Here is a 20865-nt window from a genome sequence, read left to right on the forward strand (position 1 = left end):
GTTTCGTTTTTTCTACAAGGATTCCTAATGAAGTATCAGAAAACTGTCTACCATACTGTAATAATACAGGAAAGAATTTCATTTGAAAGAACTTCCACTTAGAAGTTCTTTCAAATGATTTGTGGATTTCCAACTACGTACATTTTTTGTAAAATAAAAATGCCAGTAAAATTATTCAATGACAAATTGAATAATTTTACTGGCTATTAACTACTATTCAAGGAAATTCATTTTACCTGTTTATCACAAAAGCATATCGATATTTATATACCGATTTGATACTTTCAATCTACACACCTTTTTTCAGCGCTTCACTTTATCATCTGCAATAACTTGTAAAGCACGAAATGGGATACTTTCATTAATTGTATAATATGGCTCTAAAATAGAGTAATACAGCTGCCACTGGCTATCTACATCATCATATTTACCACTCTGCTCCAGGTCTAGGATAGTTGCATAAATCTGCTTTAGCTTAGAAAAGTCTATTTCCGATACTTCGAAATCATTGTAAGACATTTGTTCTTCAAATGTCGGCATTGGGTATGCGGCACGGTAATATGGACGCATCGCTAAGTCAAAGGCTTCCCATTTAGCCATCGATAATTGTTCATCTTCATCTATATTTGCCTGACGAGCATCTTCATATAAGTTCTTTATCACTTGATAATCTTCAATCGGAATAATCATATCCATGCTTGCAATATATTCATCAAATGTTGGCTCCACATAATAGTTGCCGACAATTTCAAATAGTTGATTCAACTTACTACTTGATTCTTCTTCTTGACCACTTTTTGCAAGCGTAATCCATTGATTATAAAGCTCTTCCATTTGTATCAAGTCGTCACTTGAAAAAGAATATTCAAACATACTGATATAAATATCAAAAGGTTCCGGCTCCCAGTTCTTCAGATAGTATGGGTTTGTTATTTCATTGATTTTAACCCAGACCTTCCCAGACTCTTCCCATAACTCATCTTTTTCCAAAACCATGACTCTATTATAAAGTTTTTCTAACTTCTTGATTTCATCTTCAGTTACTCCTTCGGGTAATGTTTTCACAAAATAGTTGAAGTCATATAATTCCGAAAAGCTAGAAAGTATTTCTCCTTCGATTTGCACAGTGGAACCGATAGAAACATTCATCTTTTGAATTTGTTCTTCTTCAAAATTATAGAGTCCTACATGGTAACGTTTACCGTCATCTCCTTTAACTATAATTTCATTACCCCAATTTTCTAATACAGTGCCTTTAATAATTTGTCCAACTTTAATTTGCGATTCAATTTGTTCGGCTGCCATTGATGTATAAGATGGTGTAAACAATCCAATCCCAATTACTATCGCAACTGAAGCAATTAACAATCTTTTCTTTTCTCTCATAGTTTACCCCTCTTTTCTAAAATGATTGTGTCCATATTAGACGTTTGATAGCCTCAAATAGTTACAATATACTGAATATTTTTTATTATCACTTTTAAATTTTAGCATTTATCAACTATGTATATTGAACAATTGAATAACCGAATTATAATCGCCTAATTTGTAAAGACAAAACGGTAGAAGGAAATATATAAGCTTCCTTATAAAGTCATTGAACTATTTAGTATATGCGCTGATATACGAAAAGATGCAAACTATTTTTGATAAAGTTGCCGCAGTAAATATCATGTAAATCAAAAACAAAAACCTTGATCACTTTTACAGTGAGCAAGGCTACTTTATATATGAATTTATGTGATTAGTTTCTGTGATACTTGGTACAAACGATGTTCTAAGGACAAAGACCGGCTAGTTAACTTATGCCAAATAAGTTTCCCGCCACTTTTTACGTTCCTTTTCATTTAATTGTGCTTCGATAACCTCATCCCAGTGACTTGTTAGTGTATTCCAAACACGCGCGTATAATATATCTTCAGATTTGTTATACAAATGAAATTCTATACATTGTGATGATTCAGTTGCTAACTCAGATGCAGATATAATTTCTGAAACAATGACTTGAACGTTTCCTTCACCTGACTCAACACCACTCTTTTTAAGCACTTCTATTAATAAGTCATCTTCTATAACTGCTAAATCCCTCTCATCAAAACCAACAAAATAACGGTAGACTTCGGCATTTTCATATGCACTATTTTTTATTTCGCCTATCAAAAACGCTGAATGACTAGGACTATAGAGCGTCTGTGTCGAATTTTTTTCTGGTTCATGTTCAAAAATCCCTTTCTTCAGCTGTTCAATCCCGGCTTCAGTCAATGAAAAAAAGCCTTCTCTCTTTTCAATTACACCAGTTCTGGACATTTTATCGATTAAATCAGTAATAAAGAGCTGTTCTACGAGAAGAACTTCACTTAATTCTTCTACTGTCGAAAATTCAGCTTTTCCAAATGCAATCAACATCATTTTCATGAGTATATCCATTTTAGTTCGCATTACCGTTTTATATTCAATTTCAATTAAATGTATAGGTAGATTCCATATTAGAGAACCCATTACTTTTAGATTGATGTCCTGCTGAAGTTCCTTTGTTAACCGCGCTTTCAACTCAATCATTAACCTGGGACCTCCATCCATCAAATTACGATTTAACAATTCCATCTAGACCTCTTAAGCCATTTTTCATTTTGATATTCTCAAGTAAACGTCCGTACATTTTCCTCGAACTAGGATGTTTCGTCTGTACTGTAAACATTTCTGAACTCCCTACTATAATGAGTAGTTCACGTGCTCGAGATAACGCTACATTTAAACGTCTATAATCTCTCGCAAAACCGATATCTCCACCTTTTTCCCGATGGTTTCTAACAAAACTCAATATAATGACATCCATTTCCATTCCTTGAAACTTATCAACCGAACCGGTTCTGCAATTTAAATGTTGAGGTATCAGCTCTTGATGAATTAGCCGATCCATCCTTTTGACTTGTTCACCGTAGAAACTAATTACGCCGACACTTTTTTTAGTATCTTGATTCATTAGCCCAGAGGTTTTGGCCTTCTCAGTAGCCATATCTAGATCCTTCAATATTTTACAAGTCATGTTTAGTTCAGCTTGATTGAAACGACTTGTGCCGCCCTTGACCTTCTCTTCGAAGTACTTTTGTTCGTTCGGCATATCAAACCATAAAAGATGATCTTTTCTATTCACGAAGTGGGAATCAAGCAAATGATCACGCAAGGAATCCGAATCAGTTAACCCGCAGCGTAGACTGTAATTCCCTTCTTCATAGAACGGCGTAATTGTTTCCATAATACTTTCATGCATGCGGTACTGAATACCCAGCATCGTTTTGTTTTGTTTTGGCAACGTTCTGAAAAGACGTTCAAACAATGATTCTTTCAAAAGCTTTTCCAGTTCATTCTTTTCTTCATGACTGTTGCTTTCTTCAAGTAATTCTTCAAGAGTTGCTTGTCCCATAAGCGGAGGCAACTGATGATGATCTCCAACTAATATGATTTTTTTCCCTTTTAACATTGGGAGAAGTAGTTCTGGCGGCGTCGCCTTGGAAACTTCATCGATAATAACTACATCGAAAGTAGGATACTCTTCCATGAAATCGCGCCGTGCAGACGCAACGCAGGTTGTACCAATTACATTTGCGTGTTTAACATACAGTTTTCGTATTTCATCTAAATCATATTCAGTCGCATTAGTCAGAAGTGAAACCCATTCTTTTTGGAGTTTATCTGTTATTGGTAGTCGTTCTTTTTCTACTTTAAGTTTTTCTACTTCAGTGGAAATGGTTTGAATGGTAGTTAAAACTTGTTTACGGATTTCTTCAGGATTTTCATCCAATAGCTTATCCAAGGTCATCATTACTTTTTCCAACTTCATGAGATTGCTGCTCAATGACTCAGTTTTATCTCTAATATCTTCAAGTGCCTTTGAAGTATCTATATGATGTTCTGCATTAATTCTCTTTTCATGCTTTTTCTTTTCTAATTCACCTTTATATTGTTCGATATCCTTCTTATTCTCATTATAATCCGAAAAAACGATCTCATTTTTCTTCAATTCCTCTATTGCAGAACTGATTGTCATGGTTTCGTCAACGGGTTCCACTTTTTCTAAAAGTTGCATGGCCGTTTGCTGAAGACTGATGACTTCAGCTTGGTGAGTATTAGCAATTAAGTCGATTGCTTTTTTTTCTTGTCCTATTTCCACTATGGATTGATTCATCTGTTCGCTAATTTCGGTTTTTATGACTGAATACATTTTTTTCGAGTTTATCTTAATTTGATTTTGTTTTTCAAAACCTGCTTCTTGTAATTCTGAAAATCTCTTTCTTTCATATAACATTTCAAGTGCAATTGCTATTTTTTCGAGATTGTCATATTTTTGTGCAGAGTAGCTACGCGTTTCTAGGCTGCTCTTGGTAGATGGGTGAATTAGAAATTTACCTACACGGTCAATAAGGCCATGAATTTCTTTTATAGAACTATATTTATCATTTACTGTTCTTTTCAGTTCTTTCTTAATAAAACCATTATCTTTCAATAAACGCTCAATAATTTCAATGGCATTGTATAGTCGCTGTGAAAGTTCTTGCCACTCACTGTATCCAACATCCGCAGTTTCAGATTTAATAGTGGCGATCAATTGATTTAACTCGGTAATTTTCCACTGTGTGTTGAAGTGTGGAATAATTTCAAACGAATCCATCTGTTTTTGTAAACGATCTATTTTAGTGATTTTTTGAATATCCTCCAAAAATACATGAAGTCGCTTCTTTTTGTTATTTATTATTTGTACTTCTTTATGGAGGGCCTCAATGGACCTATTCATCTCGTCAATCTTATTTACTGTTTGACTATAGCTAATGAAGTATTGAAGCTTTTCTATTCGTAGTTCTAATTTTTCCATTTGCCCCGCTGTAGCTATACTTGTGCTTTTCGATAAGACGAGTTCTTCAAGACGATTAACATCACTGGTTAACGTCGTTTCAGATTGGATGAATGCGGCCTGAATTTTGACCAACTTATCACTTTCTTCTTTCAAGCTCTTCAGAATAGTAAGTTGCTTTTTCATAGTCAATGAATTAGTTATGTATTCTTCTTGAGCCGCTTCCTTCAATTCAACTTTTTTGTCTAAAGATACCAATTCATTCTTCATTTCTGATAACTTTACGCCATGACTTACTAACAAATCATTTATTTGTATTTCTCTATTTGTATTCGACTGGCGTTTTGCATTGATGGTATTTAACGTCACGTTTTTCCAGTTTATAGCTACGTTTTCTTCAATGAACTTTTTGCCTTCTTCCTCAATACTTTCAGTTCGACCATAACGTAAAATTCGGACGTCCTGATGAGATAGAAGTCTTCCGAGTGCATTATCCACAGCAAGGTTTGCTTGAGAAGCAACGAGAGTACGCAGTCCAGCTTTGACATTCTGATGGCATATCTCTGAAATAACCGTCGTTTTCCCTGTACCCGGTGGTCCTTGAATAACGTACAAATCATTTGAAGTCATTGCTCCAGTGACTGCTTCTTTCTGGAACTGGTTAAGTTCATTATGAAAAACAAGATTCTGTTGTTTCTTGGAAATACGTACAACTGGGCGCTCTTCAAAAAGTACCCTTTCCAAATTTGCATTAGCAGCAAGTCCATCCTGTAGATCTTTGAACCCCTTTCGAAGTCTCCTTACCTGGCTAAGCGCAGCAAAGTTACTAAATACTGCTTCCTTATATGTATTCGGATTCCATTCATTCCGGCGAGCCATCTCTTTATAGTTGCGACTCAGTTCGATTTCTACAATCCCTTTGCCCTTACTCGTATTAATAACATTTCCAATTTCATTTTGAAGTCCTTTCAACTTAACACTGAAACCATTAATTGTATTCCATTCATTTCCTTTTAGTTCTTTACATCGAATGGTCAATTTACTGAAGTCTGCATTCAAAGATGCGTGTGAAAAAGGCGTCGTCAAATCATCGACATCGGCAATTCTTTCCTCTACTCGCAGATAGCCTTCCCAGCCGGCAATTCTTTTCTTCACATACTCCGAACGTTCTTGTGCAATCGGCAATTCTCGAATGCTTGTGTAAAGATCAATCGGCATTGCAATACCTGTACTACGCCCTACCAGAAATTTCAAGCGTGCTGGAAGACGTCTGTTTGTCTGGACGGGTTCTTTCCTTCCCCTAACTTGAAAACCGGTTGCCAAAAAACTTTCATTTTGATAAACGCATTCCATTACGGCCACTCTATCATTTAGACGTTTTGATAAAACTTCATTCGCTACGTTATCAAAGTAAATTGAAAACGACATATTTCCCTGTCTATTATTCGGTCGTTTTTCAATATATACATAAAAGGATTCTTGCATCGAAAAAAATGCATATTCGTCCATTGTCAATTTCGCTATTCCTTTGCGGGCATTATCCGTCATGCCTAGTCCGCACCGCATTACCTTAAGTGTGGATGAATCTTGTTTCATTAGCATGCCCTCTTTCACAATCTGATAACTATAAACATGGAAAAGTCAGCATCCCTATTCAGATTACTGACTTTTCATTATGACTTATACGATTATTTTGTACTGATTTCTCATTTGTAAAATGCGGCTAACAGACGAACTACCTTGTTGGCCCAATAAATCAGCAATTACCTTTTTTCGTGTTTTGGATTTTCACTCTAGACAATTATAGTGTATTTCCGAAGCAGTGTCCCATATAGTCACTTGCACCAATGACAATAAATCCCTGAATAATTATCCTGAATTGAGAGAACATAAGTATACACAAAATGGAGGTGACTTTTTGAACGTAAATAGCAATTCGGACAAAAGAACTTATACAGTATCTGGAACAGATATTGAAGACGTAAAAAGAAAAAATGCAAACTCGGGCCTAACTTATAATGAAGTAAAAGAATTAATTGCCAAGAGTGGCGGACTTGGAACTGGTATCTTCAGTGATACAAATCCAGATGAAGTGACAAGGAACAATCACATATAGCAATTCATTTTAATAGGGGGTGAAAAAATGGAGAAAGACAAAAATAACGATAAGGGTAAGAAAGCGACTAGTGTAACACCCCAAGGTTATGCAGATACTGACTTATCAAAAGATCCAAAAAGCAAACTGGAAGAAGCCGCTAAAAAGAAGAACACGAAATAATAATTTGTCTTTTTTGCACATTACGACATCAATTTGAAGTTGACTGCAATATAATCCAAACTCAGCCTTTAAGTTGTAGGCTGAGTTTATTTGTACGTATTACTGCCGTCCATGATACAATAAAGATTATACGATCCAAGTATATTGTGAGCGAATACAATCTGAATAACTTGAGATATTATCCGAGTAATTGATTGTTTTCTATCTGACGCGTTAAAACATTAACAACCTCATTGTGAAAGGGGGATCATTTCATTGATTAATGAAGCAAAGTTAAATAAAGAAGCCATGCACATCCTTAAGTTGACAAGTAGAACCTTTTATATCCCCATCAAATTACTAAATCCAACATTAAGAAAGTCTGTAGGATCAGCATATTTATGTATGCGAGCAATTGATGAAATTGAAGATCACGAAGGATTACAATCGGAGACGAAGCAATATCTTTTGCGCTCAACAAGCGAACTTTTAAAAGCAGACTTTGATGGTGCAGCCTATCAACAACTATTAAAGCCTTATGAGGACCTTTTACCTGAAGTAACATTAAGGCTGGCTGATTGGCTATCTTTTTGTCCGGAAAATATTATGGACAAGGTAAAAGAGTCAACAAGTATTATGGCAGACGGTATGGCCAAGTGGGTCGAGAAGGATTGGTTAGTTAAAACCAAAGAAGATTTAGATGAATATACATACTATGTAGCAGGATTAGTAGGTGTTATGCTTTCGGATATATGGGAGATGTATGATGGAACTAAAACAGATCGTGAATTAGCTATAGGATACGGACGTGGTTTGCAGGCAGTCAATATGCTTCGCAATCAAGAGGAAGATGCTGATCGCGGTGTTCATTTTATTCCCGATGGTTGGGACCGTAACGACATGTTTTCCTATGCAACAAAGAACTTGGATAAAGCGGATGCGTATGTAGAGTCATTAGACACTAAAAACATTCTTTTATTCTGTAAAATCCCACTTGCCTTGGCAAAAACAACATTAAAAACGCTTAAGAGTGGTAAAGAAAAAATGTCACGAGCTGAAGTTGAATCTACAGTTGATGAAATTATTAATGAAAATTGACACCTATTTATATTAATACCTTCGAAAAAGTATAGGTAAGGCATTAAAAAACATCCCAGCCCTTGTCAATATGACATAGGCTGGGATGTTTTTTCAAATGCCACAACTTAGCTCAGCTTCCTTTATTTTTTATTGTCTGTTGAATCCTGCTTTCTTGTGTCAGCTGAATTCTTTCCATCAATGGGTTTCTTAGAAGACTCACGCAACTTCGCAATGTCTGTTTCCTCACCAAACTCAGTATCGTAACTGAGATTATTAACGCCTCGACGATTGGTTTCTTTATCTGCGACTGTTTCTTCGATTGGATTAAATAAGATACCCAAGCAAGCCAATCCACTTAACCCAACCAGACCGTAAACCACCCGTGATAAAAACGCCTCTTGTCCACCAAATAGTGATGCTACCAAATCAAACTTAAAGAATCCAATTAAGCCCCAGTTGATTGCTCCAATTATTACCAAAGCCAAGGCAATTCGTTGTATCGTTCTCATGATTTTAACACCTCCCTTATTTAATTAGCAGTTTCGAACAATTATTGAATCCGCAATACCGTTTCGAGTTTTAAAGGGATTACATCATTACGAATGGGCACCATAAAAACACTCTTCTCGGTAATTGTTAAGATTCGTTATTATCTTCTGCTAAAAAAGCGTTTTAATACATAAATCATAAAAATTTGTGGAGTTAATCGGCACTAATCCTATATATTTTATGCTTCCCGTTTTTGATCCTTGGTGATGTCAATTCCCTTTATACAAATGAATGTACCAACAAATCACATTTTATATATTAAAATTGATTAGGATTAAATCGGTATATAAATACTGAATAAATATATCATTTTATTTAAAGTGGAAACTACTACTAGTAGCTTCTACTCCTATGCTATTATTAACATTGTTCGAAAAAGAGGTTCGAAAACTCCCTCTCAAAAAAACTAAGGAGATGTTTACTATGAAAAATGAAAAAGCAGTCGTTGTATTCAGTGGCGGCCAAGACAGTACGACATGTCTAATTTGGGCATTGAAAAATTTCGCTGAAGTTGCGACGGTCACGTTTGATTATGGTCAGCGCCATTCAGCGGAAATTGAATGTGCAAGAAAAATTGCGGATGAGCTCGGTGTGTCGTTTAAACTGCTCGATATGAGCCTTATTAATCAACTATCTGCTAATGCTTTGACACGTGATGAAATCGAAGTAAAAGAAGTAGATGGTGAATTACCTTCTACCTTTGTTCCAGGAAGGAATCATCTATTTCTGTCGTTTGCGGCTGTCTATGCGGATGCGATTGGAGCCCGGCACTTAATAACGGGTGTGAGTGAAACTGATTTTAGCGGATATCCAGATTGCCGTGACAATTTTATTAAGTCATTGAATGTCACGTTGAATTTAGCAATGGATGGGCGCTTTGTTATCCATACGCCTTTAATGTGGCTGGATAAGGCCGAGGTCTGGGCAATGGCTGATGAATTAGGTGCACTTGATTTTGTACAGCACAAAACACTTACATGCTACAACGGAATTCCAAGTTCAGGCTGCGGGGAATGTCCAGCTTGTGTGTTACGAAATGATGGACTAACTGCTTACATTACTAAAAAGTCTGAAGGTGTTTCCGAATGATGCAGCAATTTTACCCACAAGTTCAGCACTCGTTTCGTTTTGAACTTAACAAAGACATGCATTTTTCGGCGGCGCATTACATTCCGAGTGAAAATGCTGGAAAGTGCCAAGTGATGCATGGGCATACGTACTATTTGAACATAACAATCGGAGGAAATGAATTGGATTCAATTGGTTTTCTGATTGATTTCAAGGAACTCAAAACCCTCATTCATGATAAATATGATCATTCCGTATTGAATGATCATCCTGAATTTAAGGCTAACTTCCCTACAACTGAGAAATTAGCCGAACAGATTTATAATTCAATTCAGGAAGTTCTACAGACGAGGAGCAATAAAGCAGTCTGTCTTCAGGTCATTGTCCGTGAAACGCCAACAAGCTACGTCATCTACCGGCCTAAACTGGAGGAGAACGTATGAAGATTCCTGTGATGGAGGTGTTCGGACCAACTATTCAAGGTGAAGGAATGGTAATGGGATTGAAAACGATGTTCGTTCGGACATCAGGGTGTGATTATTCATGCTCGTGGTGTGATTCCAGTTTCACGTGGGATGGTTCAGGAAAGAGCGTTTCGAAACAACCTATTGAAATTATAGATGAACTTAAAGCAATTGGTGGGCAGTCATTTTCACATGTAACAATTTCAGGTGGGAATCCTGCGCTTCATAAAGGTATCGGGGAACTTGTTGATTTATGCCATGAACAAGGCTGGAAAGTTGCGGTTGAAACGCAGGCTTCTTTTTGGCAGGATTGGTTGTTGGAAATCGATGATATTACCCTTTCTCCAAAACCACCTAGTTCTGGAATGGCAACAGATTTCAGCAAACTGGATACATTTATGGAGAAACTGCTTAATACGACGGCTAGTTTGAAAATCGTCATTTTTGATGAAGTGGATTTCAAATTTGCCGAAGCCGTCCACCAACGTTACCCGGCTTTTCCTTTCTTTTTACAGACAGGAAACGATGATACGACGACGACTGAAAATGAACTGCTAGTGTCTACTCTACTGAATCGGTATGAATGGTTGGTTGATTTGACCGTCAATTCATCTATCATGAATGACGTTAGGGTGTTACCTCAGCTCCATACCCTTATATGGGGGAATAAACGTGGGGTTTAGATATGTACTAATAAAATTACCCATGGTAATTGTCCAGAATCGCCAGCGAATAATTTAATCCACACAATGAGCAATACGGATACAGTTGTATTACTTTATATTGAACGACTTCAATACATTATCGAAATGTATTAATACGTAGGGATGCGATTTCGTCGCATCCCTACTTTCATTTTAAGGAAGAACACTTCTTATAGCACACAGCAAAGAATACAATGTGCTAAGTACTAGAGTGCCCAAAAACTATTCATTCGTCTATCTACCACTTGTCTCTTATACAGTTTAAACTGTTCTAGAAAATAGCCTTAACTTCCAGTGTTGTTAATGAATAAAAACGGGTATAATTAAGCATACGAGAAACTATGGAATAGGGGGCTCGATTAGATGAAGAGAAAAGTCAGTAATTCTGAATACCGTGTTCTTGAAAAGGAGTTTCGCTATTTGGAACAAGCAGGAAAGCTTGGGACGGATCAAAGAAGCGCACTTCTATCGGAATACGAGCCTACTGAACGAGTGGGTTTTGTGCGGGTCTTGCTGGTCTTTGGAGCCATTTTAATAGGTGTCGGTATTTTAAGTTTCATCGCTGGAAATTGGCAGGAAATACCGAAACTTGCAAAGTTTATTCTATTATTCTTTGCGACAGCTGGCTTTTATATTGGCGGCTATAAAATGGAAGAACGTTATCCAAAAACATCGCGTAGCCTTTATTATATCGGTGTGGCTGTGTACGGTGCTGGTATCTTCTTGATTGGCCAGATGTTTAACCTAAGCGCAGGCGTCTATGCAGATTTCTTCATGTGGGGACTCGGGATATTACCGCTCGCATATTACTTGAAAGATAAATTTATAGCTGCAGTAGCAACAGTATTTTTCATTATCTATGGATTCAATGTATGGGGTGGAATCAGTGGTGTACCTTACTTCCTTCTACTTGTCATTCCATTTCTTTTTTGGATGAATGAAAAAAGGTTCGATCATTCTAGAGGTTTGTTCATCGCTAATACGGTTTTAGCAATGACGTTTATTTTCAATTTATTCATCTATTTTGATGTGCATGGGCTTCTTATTGCAAGTACTTTCTTCATCATTGGGTTATTTCTCGCCTTTTACCCGTTTGGCAGGTACCAATTATCGTCTGAATGGCTTGGTTCAGTTGTCTATGGAATAGCGGGTCTATTTCTAACATTTCCAACTACTTGGATAGATGTTGTTTCTGGAGATACTGCCGAAATCATGGCGATTATTTTCACAATTGTTTTCGCGATAAAACTACTGTTCTTCTTGAAAATCGGTAGTTTACCCGCTGTTCTCATTGTTTGTGCACTGATTTTCCGCTTTTACGCAGATTTGTCATATGACTTCATGCCAAAATCACTATTCTTTGTCATTGGTGGTTTGATCCTAATTGGCTTTGGTTTCTGGTTTGAAAAGACACGTCAGAGGAAAGGTGATAGCCAATGAACAGGATGAAAAATAAGCGTTTTGGTTTCATCGTTGCATTAGCCATCCCTCTTATATTGTTAATTAGCTTGACTTTTAAACCGCTATGGGCGCTAACGTACGGTGAAGATATCAGCTTGTTAACTGTGCCTGTGGATCCGAGAGATTTATTGTATGGAGATTATGTAACGCTCCGCTATGAAATTGAGGAAGTTGCAAAAAGCGAAATTCCCACAAGTATTTTGAAAAAAATTGAAAAACACACGAATTCCAATCAGTTAACTGTTTATGGAAAGCTAGTTAAACAGGGAGACATTTATGTACTTGATAGCTTAACTGATAAAAAACCAAAAGGCAGTATTTACTTAACTGGAAAACTGAATGGCTATGACTATCAAAATACGACAGGTATAAACGTTCATTCCATTAACTTTGGTTTAGATAGATTCTATGTACCAGAAAACACTGGAAAAGAGCTTGAGGATTTATCTGCTAAAGGGCAATTGGTTGCTCACTTAAAGGTGAAAAACGGTTATGCAATTTTGAAGGATATTCAAGCAATTCAATAACATGAAAAAGCCCAAAACAAGTTCAGGTGAACTGTTTAGGGCTTTTTTGTTTAGCTTTTCAATCGTTTTTTGATTTCCATATCATTCAACCACTTTTCTAGTTGAAAAATAAGTACGACAAACTTGTTCCGCGACTTTTTCTAATAGCTCACTTGCGTTTTCCATGGCCTCATTTAAACTCATCGGTTTATTCATGATGCTGTATGCTCCAATTACGCCGTACTGATAAAGTGAATCGATATCCCCCATTAGCGACCCAGCCAGAATTATAGTAGATACATTGCGTTTATTTGCCATTTGGGCAACTCCCATGGGTGTTTTTCCAAAAGCCGTTTGAAAATCCAGTTGTCCTTCGCCCGTAATGACAAGGTCTGCATTTAATAGATGTTCGTCAAGCCTTGTATACTCGAGTACGACATCTACACCCCGCTTCATTGTTGAAGGAAAAAACGCAAGTACTGCGCCTCCGAAACCACCTGCCGCACCTGCTCCCTGAAGTTCATGGAGTCTAATGCCTATTTCCCTTTCAATCAAATTAGCAAAATGTAAAAGGTTGTTGTCTAAGAGTTCAGCTATTTCTTTAGTCGCGCCCTTTTGCGGACCAAACACGTGTGAAGCCCCATTAGGTCCAACAAAGGGATTCTCAACATCAGACGCTATCAAAAATTGACTCTCAATAATGCGGGGATCAAAGTTTTCCGTTGAAATACAATCAAGTTGATTCAATGATCCCCCGCCCAAATCAAGCTCCGCACCTGTATTATCCCTCAGTTCTAGACCTAGTGCTTGAAGCATTCCAGCGCCCCCATCGTTGGTTGCTGAACCACCAAGCGCCAATATGAAACTTCTAAATCCTTCATCGAGTGCATGTCTAATCAATTGACCTGTTCCATAAGTAGTTGCGTTAAGTGGATCTAATTCAGTACTGCTCAATAAATTCAAACCTGATGCAGTCGCCATCTCGATGATACAAGTTTTAGTATCTCCAAGCACACCGTATTTAGCTTCAATCGGACTTCTAAGTGGTCCTATAACAAGAACTGTCTTCGTATACCCTTTGGTAACAGCGACTAAGTTTTCCATTGTTCCCTCACCCCCATCTGCTACAGGAACAAGGACCGTTTCTGCATTTGGAAACGCTTGGAAAACACCTTTTTCAATCGACCGTGCAGCTTCCATCGCTGTGACACTGCCTTTAAATGAATCTGGAGCGATAACTATTTTAATCTTTAACTCCCCCTTTATTCAACCGTTTACAACATCTAGCATTCATTTATTATAAAATTATAGTCCTGCCTTTAATATTGTACGGGCTATTGCGCTCCGAGCATTGGTTATGTTTGATATGCAAGTACAATTCCCGCGAATGTTTTCGCGATCATTTCCATTGCAGGTTCGTGAAAGTCAAATCGTTCATGATGATGTGGAAAGACATTATCTGTGTCATCCATTTTTGCTCCAACGAAGAAAAATGCGCCTGGAATTCTTTGCAGAAAATAAGAAAAGTCTTCAACCGGCATAATTGGTTGAGTTTCCACCAAAACGTCCATACCAAATGCATCCGTTACCACTTGCCGGACAATATTCACTTGTGTTGGATGATTCCAAAGTGCGTCATAGCCTTTTTCTATTTGGACTTCAACTTCACAACCGAGTCCACGACCGACAAATTGTGCAAGTTCAATTAGACGTTTGCCGGCAAGCATTCGCAAGTCCTCATCAAAGACGCGAATTGTCCCTTCCATAACTGCTTTCTCAGGAATGACGTTATCCGCATCCCCTGCATGAAACTTCCCTATCGAAATGACAAGTTCTTTCAATGGGTCTGCATTGCGGCTTACAATCGACTGTAGGGCAACCATAATATGACTGGCTGCCAGAATCGGGTCTGCCCCATTTTGCGGTTCCGCCCCATGTGCTCCAGAACCATTTACAGTGATTTTTAACGTATCTTCTCCAGCCTGTAAATAACCATCACGCACATAGACATAACCCGCTTCCATATTGGACTGTAGATGGGCACCGTAAATCGCATCGACGTTTTCAAGGCAACCATCTTCAATCATTGCCCTTGACCCACCAGGTGGCAGTTCTTCCCCGAACTGATGAATAAGCACAATAGTTCCCTGAAGTTGGTCCTTTACTGAATTCAAAGATTTCGCAAACCCTAGTAATGCTGCAGTATGACCGTCATGCCCACAAGCATGCATGACTCCGGGAACAGTTGATTGATAAGGGACATTTTTAGCATCTTGAATTGGCAACGCATCAAAATCCGCTCTAAATGCAATTGTTTTCCCAGACCTCCCACCACGAATTATCCCCGTGACTCCTCTTCCACCAACCCCCCGCCTAACTTCAATTCCCAAGTCTTCCAAGTAGTTCGCGATGAAATTAGGCGTTTCAATCTCCTGATGTGATAGCTCAGGATGCATATGTAAATGACGACGAATCTTTATCATTTCCATCCTAGCATCCGATATATTCTTGAATATCATTTCTTTTAGCATTCATAATTCTCCTTCCATTTAATGAATTTAAATTGTAGCCCTTCTAGTCAGTTAATCATAAAGCAATAGAGAAAGGAAATCCTAATTTCCCTTTATTCATTTTTGCATAATTATACTTGTGCAAGAATGAACATACATGTTATACTTTTCAACGTTATCAACTATTTACATAAAAAAATCTTCCCTATTTTTAAATATCTATTGCCGCTTTTCTGAAAAAGCAGTACAATTTATTTACTTCTAAATAATAATTCAAAATTGAATAATGTCATTCTGAGGAAAGGTGGTCGTATGTTAGGATTTTTCTTACATCCAAATTCAAGGGAAGAAATTATCGATTCATATGACGAAGACATCATCGTAACCAATCACGCAGGTATCATAGTAAAAGCCTCGCAAATTAGTGGAAGAAATTATGGTATACAAGCTGAAGAGTTACTCGGAAAGTCCGTTTATGCGCTGGAGAAAATGGGGATATTCTCGCCTGCCATAACACCTTTAGTACTTCAACAGAAAAAGAAAGTAGTCATTATACAATCCACACCTGCTGGACAGAAAGTACTTATTACTGGTATGCCTTTTTTTAATGAATCGGGTGAAGTTGAATTTGTAATGAGCTATTCATATGAAGTAGCAGAACTTCTGGTTATCCAGGAATACATGAAAGATCTTGAACTTGAAATGTCTTTGGCAAAACAAGAACTATCTCACTTACGAAAAGAAAATCTTACAATTGATGGGCTGACGATTGAAAGCAGATCAACTCGAATCGCCTATGAAACTGCACGTAATGCAGCCGCACTTGACGTCTCCATTTTCCTTTATGGAGAAGCAGGAACCGGGAAAACGACAATGGCAAAGGTCATTCACAATGAAAGTACTCGTAAAGATGGGCCATTCATTGAAATCGACTGCGAAACAATACCTGAAGCGATGTTTGAACGAGAACTATTCGGTGGTGAGTTTGAAAACACAGAAACCGGATTGTTGACGTTATCTCATGGAGGTACACTCTATTTAAAAGGGATTAATAAGTTGTCTGTTCATTTACAAGGGAAACTGGTAAGTGTTTTAAAAGCACGTAAGTACACACCTATCCATTCAACGATAGCCATTCCACTTAATGTGAGACTCATCAGCTCTTCCGAAAGTGTTCTTACAGATGCATTACTTGGAAAAGAATTTAACCGAGACTTATATTATTTACTTCATATTGTGCCTATTTATTTAAAACCATTACATGAGAGAAAAGAAGATTTGAGTGCTTTAATTACATTTTATTTACGTCACTTTGTCAGTTATCACCATACCGAGAAGAGAATTGCAGATGATTTGTTTAACCATCTACTTCGACTTGAATGGCCGGGCAATCACAGCGAGCTGAAAAATGTAATGGAACGACTTGTTGTTCAAAGTACTTCTTCTATTATCACGTCGATAGACTTACCACCAGAATACCGCAGAGAAACCACAAATGATTTGTCTATTATTCATCTTGAAGGTCGTACGCTCCCAAGCATTTTAGAAGACGTAGAAATGAAAGTCTTAAGAGACGCACAAGAGCGCTATCGAACAACAACTGAAATTGCGAAATTCTTAGGAATAAGTCAACCTTCCGTCGTACGCAAACTAAAAAAATACAATGAATTTCAATAGGAGTGTCTAGATTGTCTCTACAAAACAATGAAAAACAAGATTGGCTTCATATGGTCGACAATATCGGAAACTTTCTCGCACCTAGCATGGCAAAAGACCATCCGAATTTACCGGTTGTTAAAGCTGAGGGATGTTATTACTACGGCGCTGATGGTAAAAGGTATTTAGACTTCACATCTGGTATTGCCGTGGAAAACGTCGGTCATCGTCATCCAAAAGTAGTTCAGGCGATAAAAGACAGTGCGGACAACCTAATACATGGTCCCTCTGGCGTCATCATTTACGAATCAATTCTGAAACTCGCTGCAGAATTACAATCGATTTTGCCACCAAAACTCGATAACTTCTTTTTCGCAAATAGTGGTACTGAAGCGATTGAAGGTGCATTAAAACTTGCCAAGTACACTTCTCGCCGACCATATATTGTTTCTTTTACAGGATGCTTCCACGGACGTTCAATGGGTGCATTAAGCGTTACAACATCTAAAAGTAAATACCGAAAACACCTGCAACCCACATGGCTTTCATATCAATTGCCATATGCTTTACCTGAATACCTTCCTGAAGGTGCAGATCCTGAAGTCTTCTTCCCTGAAAAACTAGAACAAGACGTAAAAAAACTTTTCAATCACCAAGTTGATCCTGAAGAAGTCGCCTGCATGATCATCGAACCAGTTCTTGGCGAAGGTGGCTACATCATTCCGCCAAAGGCATGGCTTAAAAAAGTTCGTGAAATTTGCGACCGTCATGGCATTCTTCTAATATTCGATGAAGTCCAAACAGGGTTTGGTCGTACTGGTAATTGGTTTGCTGCACAGACATTTGATGTTAAACCGGACATCATGGCGATTGCTAAAGGAATTGCCGCAGGACTTCCGTTAAGTGCGACGGTCGCCTCCAAGGAACTGATGGATCAATGGCCACTCGGCACACATGGAACGACTTTTGGCGGTAACCCTATAGCCTGCTCTGCTGCCCTTGCTTCTCTTGAAGTGATGAAAGAAGAAAAGTTATTGGAAAACGCGACCGAAATGGGTGCCTATGCAAAGAAACGCCTGCTTGAAATGAAAGAGAACCACCCAGTTATTACCGATATTAGAGGTGTCGGCTTGATGATTGGTATCGAACTTGGGAATCCTGATTCGGGCGAACCTGATGGCGAAGCCGTATTGACTGTGCTAGATAGTTGTCTCCAAAAAGGCGTTCTGTTCTACTTATGCGGTAACTCGGGTGAAGTTATCCGGATGATTCCCCCGCTTACAATAACGAAAGAGCAGATTGACGATGGATTGAACGTATTGGATGAAGCTTTAACGGAATTCGAAAATAAAACCAATTGAGAATGGAGAGATTTAATATGAAAAAATGGTCAGGAATTGCACTTCTACTCGTTTTAGTTATGAGCGTACTAGCGGCATGTGGAACGAAAGATGAGGCGGATAGCGGAACAACAGGTACTTCAGATACGGAAGAAACCAAGATTCTTAAGATGGGTACTTCAGCTGATTACCCTCCTTTCGAATATGTTGACACTGCGGTAGGTGATGAAATTATTGGCTTCGATATAGATTTAGCAAAAATGGTTGCAAATGAACTTGGCTATGAGCTTGAAATTGAAGATATGGATTTCAATGGCCTAATTCCAGCGTTACAAGCAAAGAGCATTGACATGGTCGTTGCTGGTATGGACGGCAACAATGAAGAACGTAAAAAAGTAGTGGATTTTTCAACAGCCTATTTCACAGCAACAAATCTGGTAATTACAGCAAAAGACAGCAATATCAATAGTGCGGAAGATCTTAAAGGTAAAAAAGTAGGCGCACAAACAGCTTCTGTTCAAGAAAAAGGTGCGAAATCACTTGAAGAACAATATGGGTATACAGTCGAAAGCCGGGACCGTGTTCCAGATTTATTCCAAGAAATCAAATCTGGCCATCTTGATGCAATCGTAATTGCGGATGTAGTGGCAAATGGCTACATCGAGTCAGATAAGGACCTATCTAGTTTTGAGCTTCCTGAAGAGCACAAATTAGGTTTATCAATGGCATTCCAAAAGGACAGTCCATTGACTGCTGAATTTGACCAAGCCCTAAAAGAATTACAAGACAAAGGCGAAGTAGAAAAACTAGTTTTGAAATGGTTCAGCAACTAAGCAACTAAGTCAGATAGGAAGAGAGGGTGTAACCCATGAATTTAGACTTTACACAAATTGCTCCCTCGATTCCTTATATTCTGCAAGGAATCGCGGTCACTCTAAAAATTGTTAGCGTAGCGGCACTTATAGGTTTTGCAATCGGAATTCTTTTGGCATTATGTAAAATCGGACCATTTAAAGGACTCAAATGGTTTGCGGATATCTATACGTCCATTTTCCGTGGAACACCGTTAATTCTCCAACTTCTTTTAATCTATTACGGTACCCCACAACTTTTCGATATAAAAGTTAGTGCGTATACCGCAGCTATCTTGGCATTCGGTTTAAATTCGGGTGCATATATCTCAGAAATTATTAGAGCTGGTATTTTAGCTGTAGATAAAGGACAGCTAGAAGCTTCAATGGCCCTCGGTATTCCTTATAAGAAAATGATGAAAGATATCGTTTTACCGCAAGCTTTGAAAAATATTTTACCCGCATTAGTAAATGAGTTTATCACGTTAACGAAGGAATCCGCGATTGTCACTGTAATTGGTGTCACGGACATTATGAGAAGATCTTATATTGTCGGTGGTAGCACTTATCGCTATTTTGAATCCCTTATCTTCGCAGGTGTCATCTACTATCTGATGGTAATTGTGTTAACACTTCTTGGGAAAGTGATTGAAAGGAGGATGAGAAGAAGTGATTAAGATCCAGAATCTCCGTAAAAACTTCGGAAAAGTTGAGGTTTTGAAAGGTATTTCAACCACCATTCAACAAGGGGAAATCATCGCGATTATTGGCCCTTCAGGTTCCGGGAAATCAACATTTCTTCGCTGTATAAATCTTCTTGAAAATCCCACCAGCGGACAAATATGGGTGAATGATAATGAAGTGACAAATCCCAAAGTGAATATCATGAAGGTTAGAGAACAAGTGGGAATGGTATTTCAACAGTTCAACCTCTTCCCTCATAAGACTGTTCTTGAAAATATTATATATGCACCAATGATGGTAAAAGGCACTTCGAAGAGTGACGCAGAAAATCTTGGTCGTGAATTATTAAAAAAAGTTGGCCTTTCCGAAAAAGAGAAAGAACACCCAGTAAGGTTATCAGGTGGGCAAAAGCAGCGTGTAGCAATTGCAAGGGCTTTGGCAATGTCACCTGAAATGATGCTGTTTGATGAGCCGACTTCCGCCCTTGATCCCGAAATGGTTAAGGAAGTACTCGAAGTTATAAAATCGTTAGCAGTAACGGGAATGACAATGGCAATCGTGACACATGAAATGGGATTTGCAAGAGAAGTGGCAGATCGCGTGTTATTTTTAGACGATGGTCAATTAGTAGAAGATGCCCCCCCTGCCGAGTTCTTCTCTTCACCAAAGAGTAAACGAGCACAAGACTTTTTAGAGAAGATTTTGTAAATTAAATAATTATATAATTACCACTACCAGTTACTCAGCAAACTATTTAAGCCGAGTAACTGGCTTTTTGTTTTAACGCATAAAGTTGAAGTCTAATCCACAGACTATAATAACGAAAACAATAATTCACTTGGAAATAGGATTATGTAACTAACGCGGATAGTGCGAGTCGTATCTA

At 38.0% G+C, this 20865-nt stretch carries 19 protein-coding genes and 1 riboswitch; of the genes, 13 read left to right on the top strand and 6 right to left on the bottom strand.

Going from position 1 to position 20865, the window contains the following annotated elements; all coding sequences use genetic code 11:
* Nucleotides 1–303: 303 nt before the first annotated feature.
* The 3 genes from AC1TO6_RS05980 to AC1TO6_RS05990 all read right to left on the bottom strand — a co-directional run bounded on the left by AC1TO6_RS05980 (nucleotide 304) and on the right by AC1TO6_RS05990 (nucleotide 6445).
* Nucleotides 304–1386 carry a hypothetical protein gene (locus tag AC1TO6_RS05980; RefSeq protein ID WP_482100702.1) on the bottom strand — a complete coding sequence of 361 codons (1083 nt, stop codon included), beginning with the start codon at nucleotides 1384–1386 and terminating at the stop codon, nucleotides 304–306.
* Nucleotides 1387–1803: 417 nt separating this feature from the next.
* Entirely contained in the window at nucleotides 1804–2559 is a 756-nt protein-coding gene (locus AC1TO6_RS05985) for a hypothetical protein (protein ID WP_482100703.1), read from the bottom strand.
* Between the two features lie 25 nt (nucleotides 2560–2584).
* Nucleotides 2585–6445, bottom strand: coding sequence for an AAA domain-containing protein (locus AC1TO6_RS05990; RefSeq protein ID WP_482100704.1), 3861 nt, complete (start codon nucleotides 6443–6445; stop codon nucleotides 2585–2587).
* A gap of 322 nt (nucleotides 6446–6767) precedes the next feature.
* On the opposite strand from AC1TO6_RS05990, the gene AC1TO6_RS05995 reads away from it, so the two are divergent.
* The 3 genes from AC1TO6_RS05995 (at nucleotide 6768) to AC1TO6_RS06005 (ending at nucleotide 8204) form a co-directional block, all read left to right on the top strand.
* Nucleotides 6768–6965, top strand: coding sequence for a gamma-type small acid-soluble spore protein (locus AC1TO6_RS05995; protein ID WP_482101019.1), 198 nt, complete (start codon nucleotides 6768–6770; stop codon nucleotides 6963–6965).
* Nucleotides 6966–6992: 27 nt separating this feature from the next.
* Nucleotides 6993–7127: a small, acid-soluble spore protein L gene (gene sspL, locus AC1TO6_RS06000; RefSeq protein WP_482100705.1), complete on the top strand. Its 135-nt coding sequence runs from the start codon at nucleotides 6993–6995 to the stop codon at nucleotides 7125–7127.
* Nucleotides 7128–7382: 255 nt separating this feature from the next.
* On the top strand, nucleotides 7383–8204 hold the full coding sequence (locus AC1TO6_RS06005; RefSeq protein WP_482100706.1) for a squalene/phytoene synthase family protein: 822 nt from the start codon (nucleotides 7383–7385) through the stop codon (nucleotides 8202–8204).
* A gap of 122 nt (nucleotides 8205–8326) precedes the next feature.
* Here the strand turns inward: AC1TO6_RS06005 and AC1TO6_RS06010 are convergent, their stop codons facing one another.
* A complete protein-coding gene (locus AC1TO6_RS06010) occupies nucleotides 8327–8695 on the bottom strand; it encodes a DUF378 domain-containing protein (protein WP_482100707.1) in 369 nt (122 codons plus the stop codon).
* Nucleotides 8696–9107: 412 nt separating this feature from the next.
* Nucleotides 9108–9151: riboswitch (PreQ1 riboswitch) on the top strand.
* A gap of 7 nt (nucleotides 9152–9158) precedes the next feature.
* Between AC1TO6_RS06010 and queC the strand changes: the two genes are divergently transcribed.
* From queC to AC1TO6_RS06035, 5 genes are all read left to right on the top strand, one after another.
* Nucleotides 9159–9824 (top strand): 7-cyano-7-deazaguanine synthase QueC, encoded by a 666-nt coding sequence (queC, locus tag AC1TO6_RS06015; protein ID WP_482100708.1) that lies wholly within the window; start codon nucleotides 9159–9161, stop codon nucleotides 9822–9824.
* Nucleotides 9821–10246, top strand: a complete 426-nt coding sequence (gene queD / locus AC1TO6_RS06020; RefSeq protein WP_482100709.1) for a 6-carboxytetrahydropterin synthase QueD — start codon at nucleotides 9821–9823, stop codon at nucleotides 10244–10246. The genes queC and queD overlap by 4 nt, the downstream gene beginning before the upstream one ends.
* A complete protein-coding gene (gene queE / locus AC1TO6_RS06025) occupies nucleotides 10243–10950 on the top strand; it encodes a 7-carboxy-7-deazaguanine synthase QueE (protein WP_482100710.1) in 708 nt (235 codons plus the stop codon). The genes queD and queE overlap by 4 nt, the downstream gene beginning before the upstream one ends.
* 384 nt (nucleotides 10951–11334) lie before the next feature.
* A complete protein-coding gene (locus AC1TO6_RS06030; RefSeq protein WP_482100711.1) occupies nucleotides 11335–12411 on the top strand; it encodes a DUF2157 domain-containing protein in 1077 nt (358 codons plus the stop codon).
* Nucleotides 12408–12959, top strand: coding sequence for a GDYXXLXY domain-containing protein (locus AC1TO6_RS06035; protein WP_482100712.1), 552 nt, complete (start codon nucleotides 12408–12410; stop codon nucleotides 12957–12959). The genes AC1TO6_RS06030 and AC1TO6_RS06035 overlap by 4 nt, the downstream gene beginning before the upstream one ends.
* Before the next feature lie 81 nt (nucleotides 12960–13040).
* Here the strand turns inward: AC1TO6_RS06035 and AC1TO6_RS06040 are convergent, their stop codons facing one another.
* Together AC1TO6_RS06040 and AC1TO6_RS06045 are read right to left on the bottom strand one after the other, a co-directional pair.
* Nucleotides 13041–14186 carry a glycerate kinase gene (locus AC1TO6_RS06040; protein WP_482101005.1) on the bottom strand — a complete coding sequence of 382 codons (1146 nt, stop codon included), beginning with the start codon at nucleotides 14184–14186 and terminating at the stop codon, nucleotides 13041–13043.
* A 107-nt stretch (nucleotides 14187–14293) separates the two neighbouring features.
* Nucleotides 14294–15469 (bottom strand): M20 metallopeptidase family protein, encoded by a 1176-nt coding sequence (locus tag AC1TO6_RS06045; protein ID WP_482100713.1) that lies wholly within the window; start codon nucleotides 15467–15469, stop codon nucleotides 14294–14296.
* Nucleotides 15470–15760: 291 nt separating this feature from the next.
* On the opposite strand from AC1TO6_RS06045, the gene AC1TO6_RS06050 reads away from it, so the two are divergent.
* From AC1TO6_RS06050 to AC1TO6_RS06070, 5 genes are read left to right on the top strand one after another with little or no spacing between them, the layout of a single operon-like run.
* Nucleotides 15761–17125, top strand: coding sequence for a sigma 54-interacting transcriptional regulator (locus tag AC1TO6_RS06050; protein WP_482100714.1), 1365 nt, complete (start codon nucleotides 15761–15763; stop codon nucleotides 17123–17125).
* A gap of 11 nt (nucleotides 17126–17136) precedes the next feature.
* The gene (locus AC1TO6_RS06055; RefSeq protein ID WP_482100715.1) at nucleotides 17137–18465 is read left to right on the top strand and encodes an aspartate aminotransferase family protein; all 1329 of its coding nucleotides are present in this window, start codon (nucleotides 17137–17139) and stop codon (nucleotides 18463–18465) included.
* Nucleotides 18466–18482: 17 nt separating this feature from the next.
* Entirely contained in the window at nucleotides 18483–19277 is a 795-nt protein-coding gene (locus tag AC1TO6_RS06060) for a transporter substrate-binding domain-containing protein (protein ID WP_482100716.1), read from the top strand.
* Nucleotides 19278–19312: 35 nt separating this feature from the next.
* Complete coding sequence (locus AC1TO6_RS06065) at nucleotides 19313–19972, top strand: amino acid ABC transporter permease (RefSeq protein WP_482100717.1); 660 nt, start codon at nucleotides 19313–19315, stop codon at nucleotides 19970–19972.
* The gene (locus AC1TO6_RS06070; RefSeq protein ID WP_482100718.1) at nucleotides 19965–20687 is read left to right on the top strand and encodes an amino acid ABC transporter ATP-binding protein; all 723 of its coding nucleotides are present in this window, start codon (nucleotides 19965–19967) and stop codon (nucleotides 20685–20687) included. The genes AC1TO6_RS06065 and AC1TO6_RS06070 overlap by 8 nt, the downstream gene beginning before the upstream one ends.
* Nucleotides 20688–20865 lie beyond the last annotated feature (178 nt).

It is taken from the genome of Sporosarcina sp. Y352 (assembly GCF_056786535.1).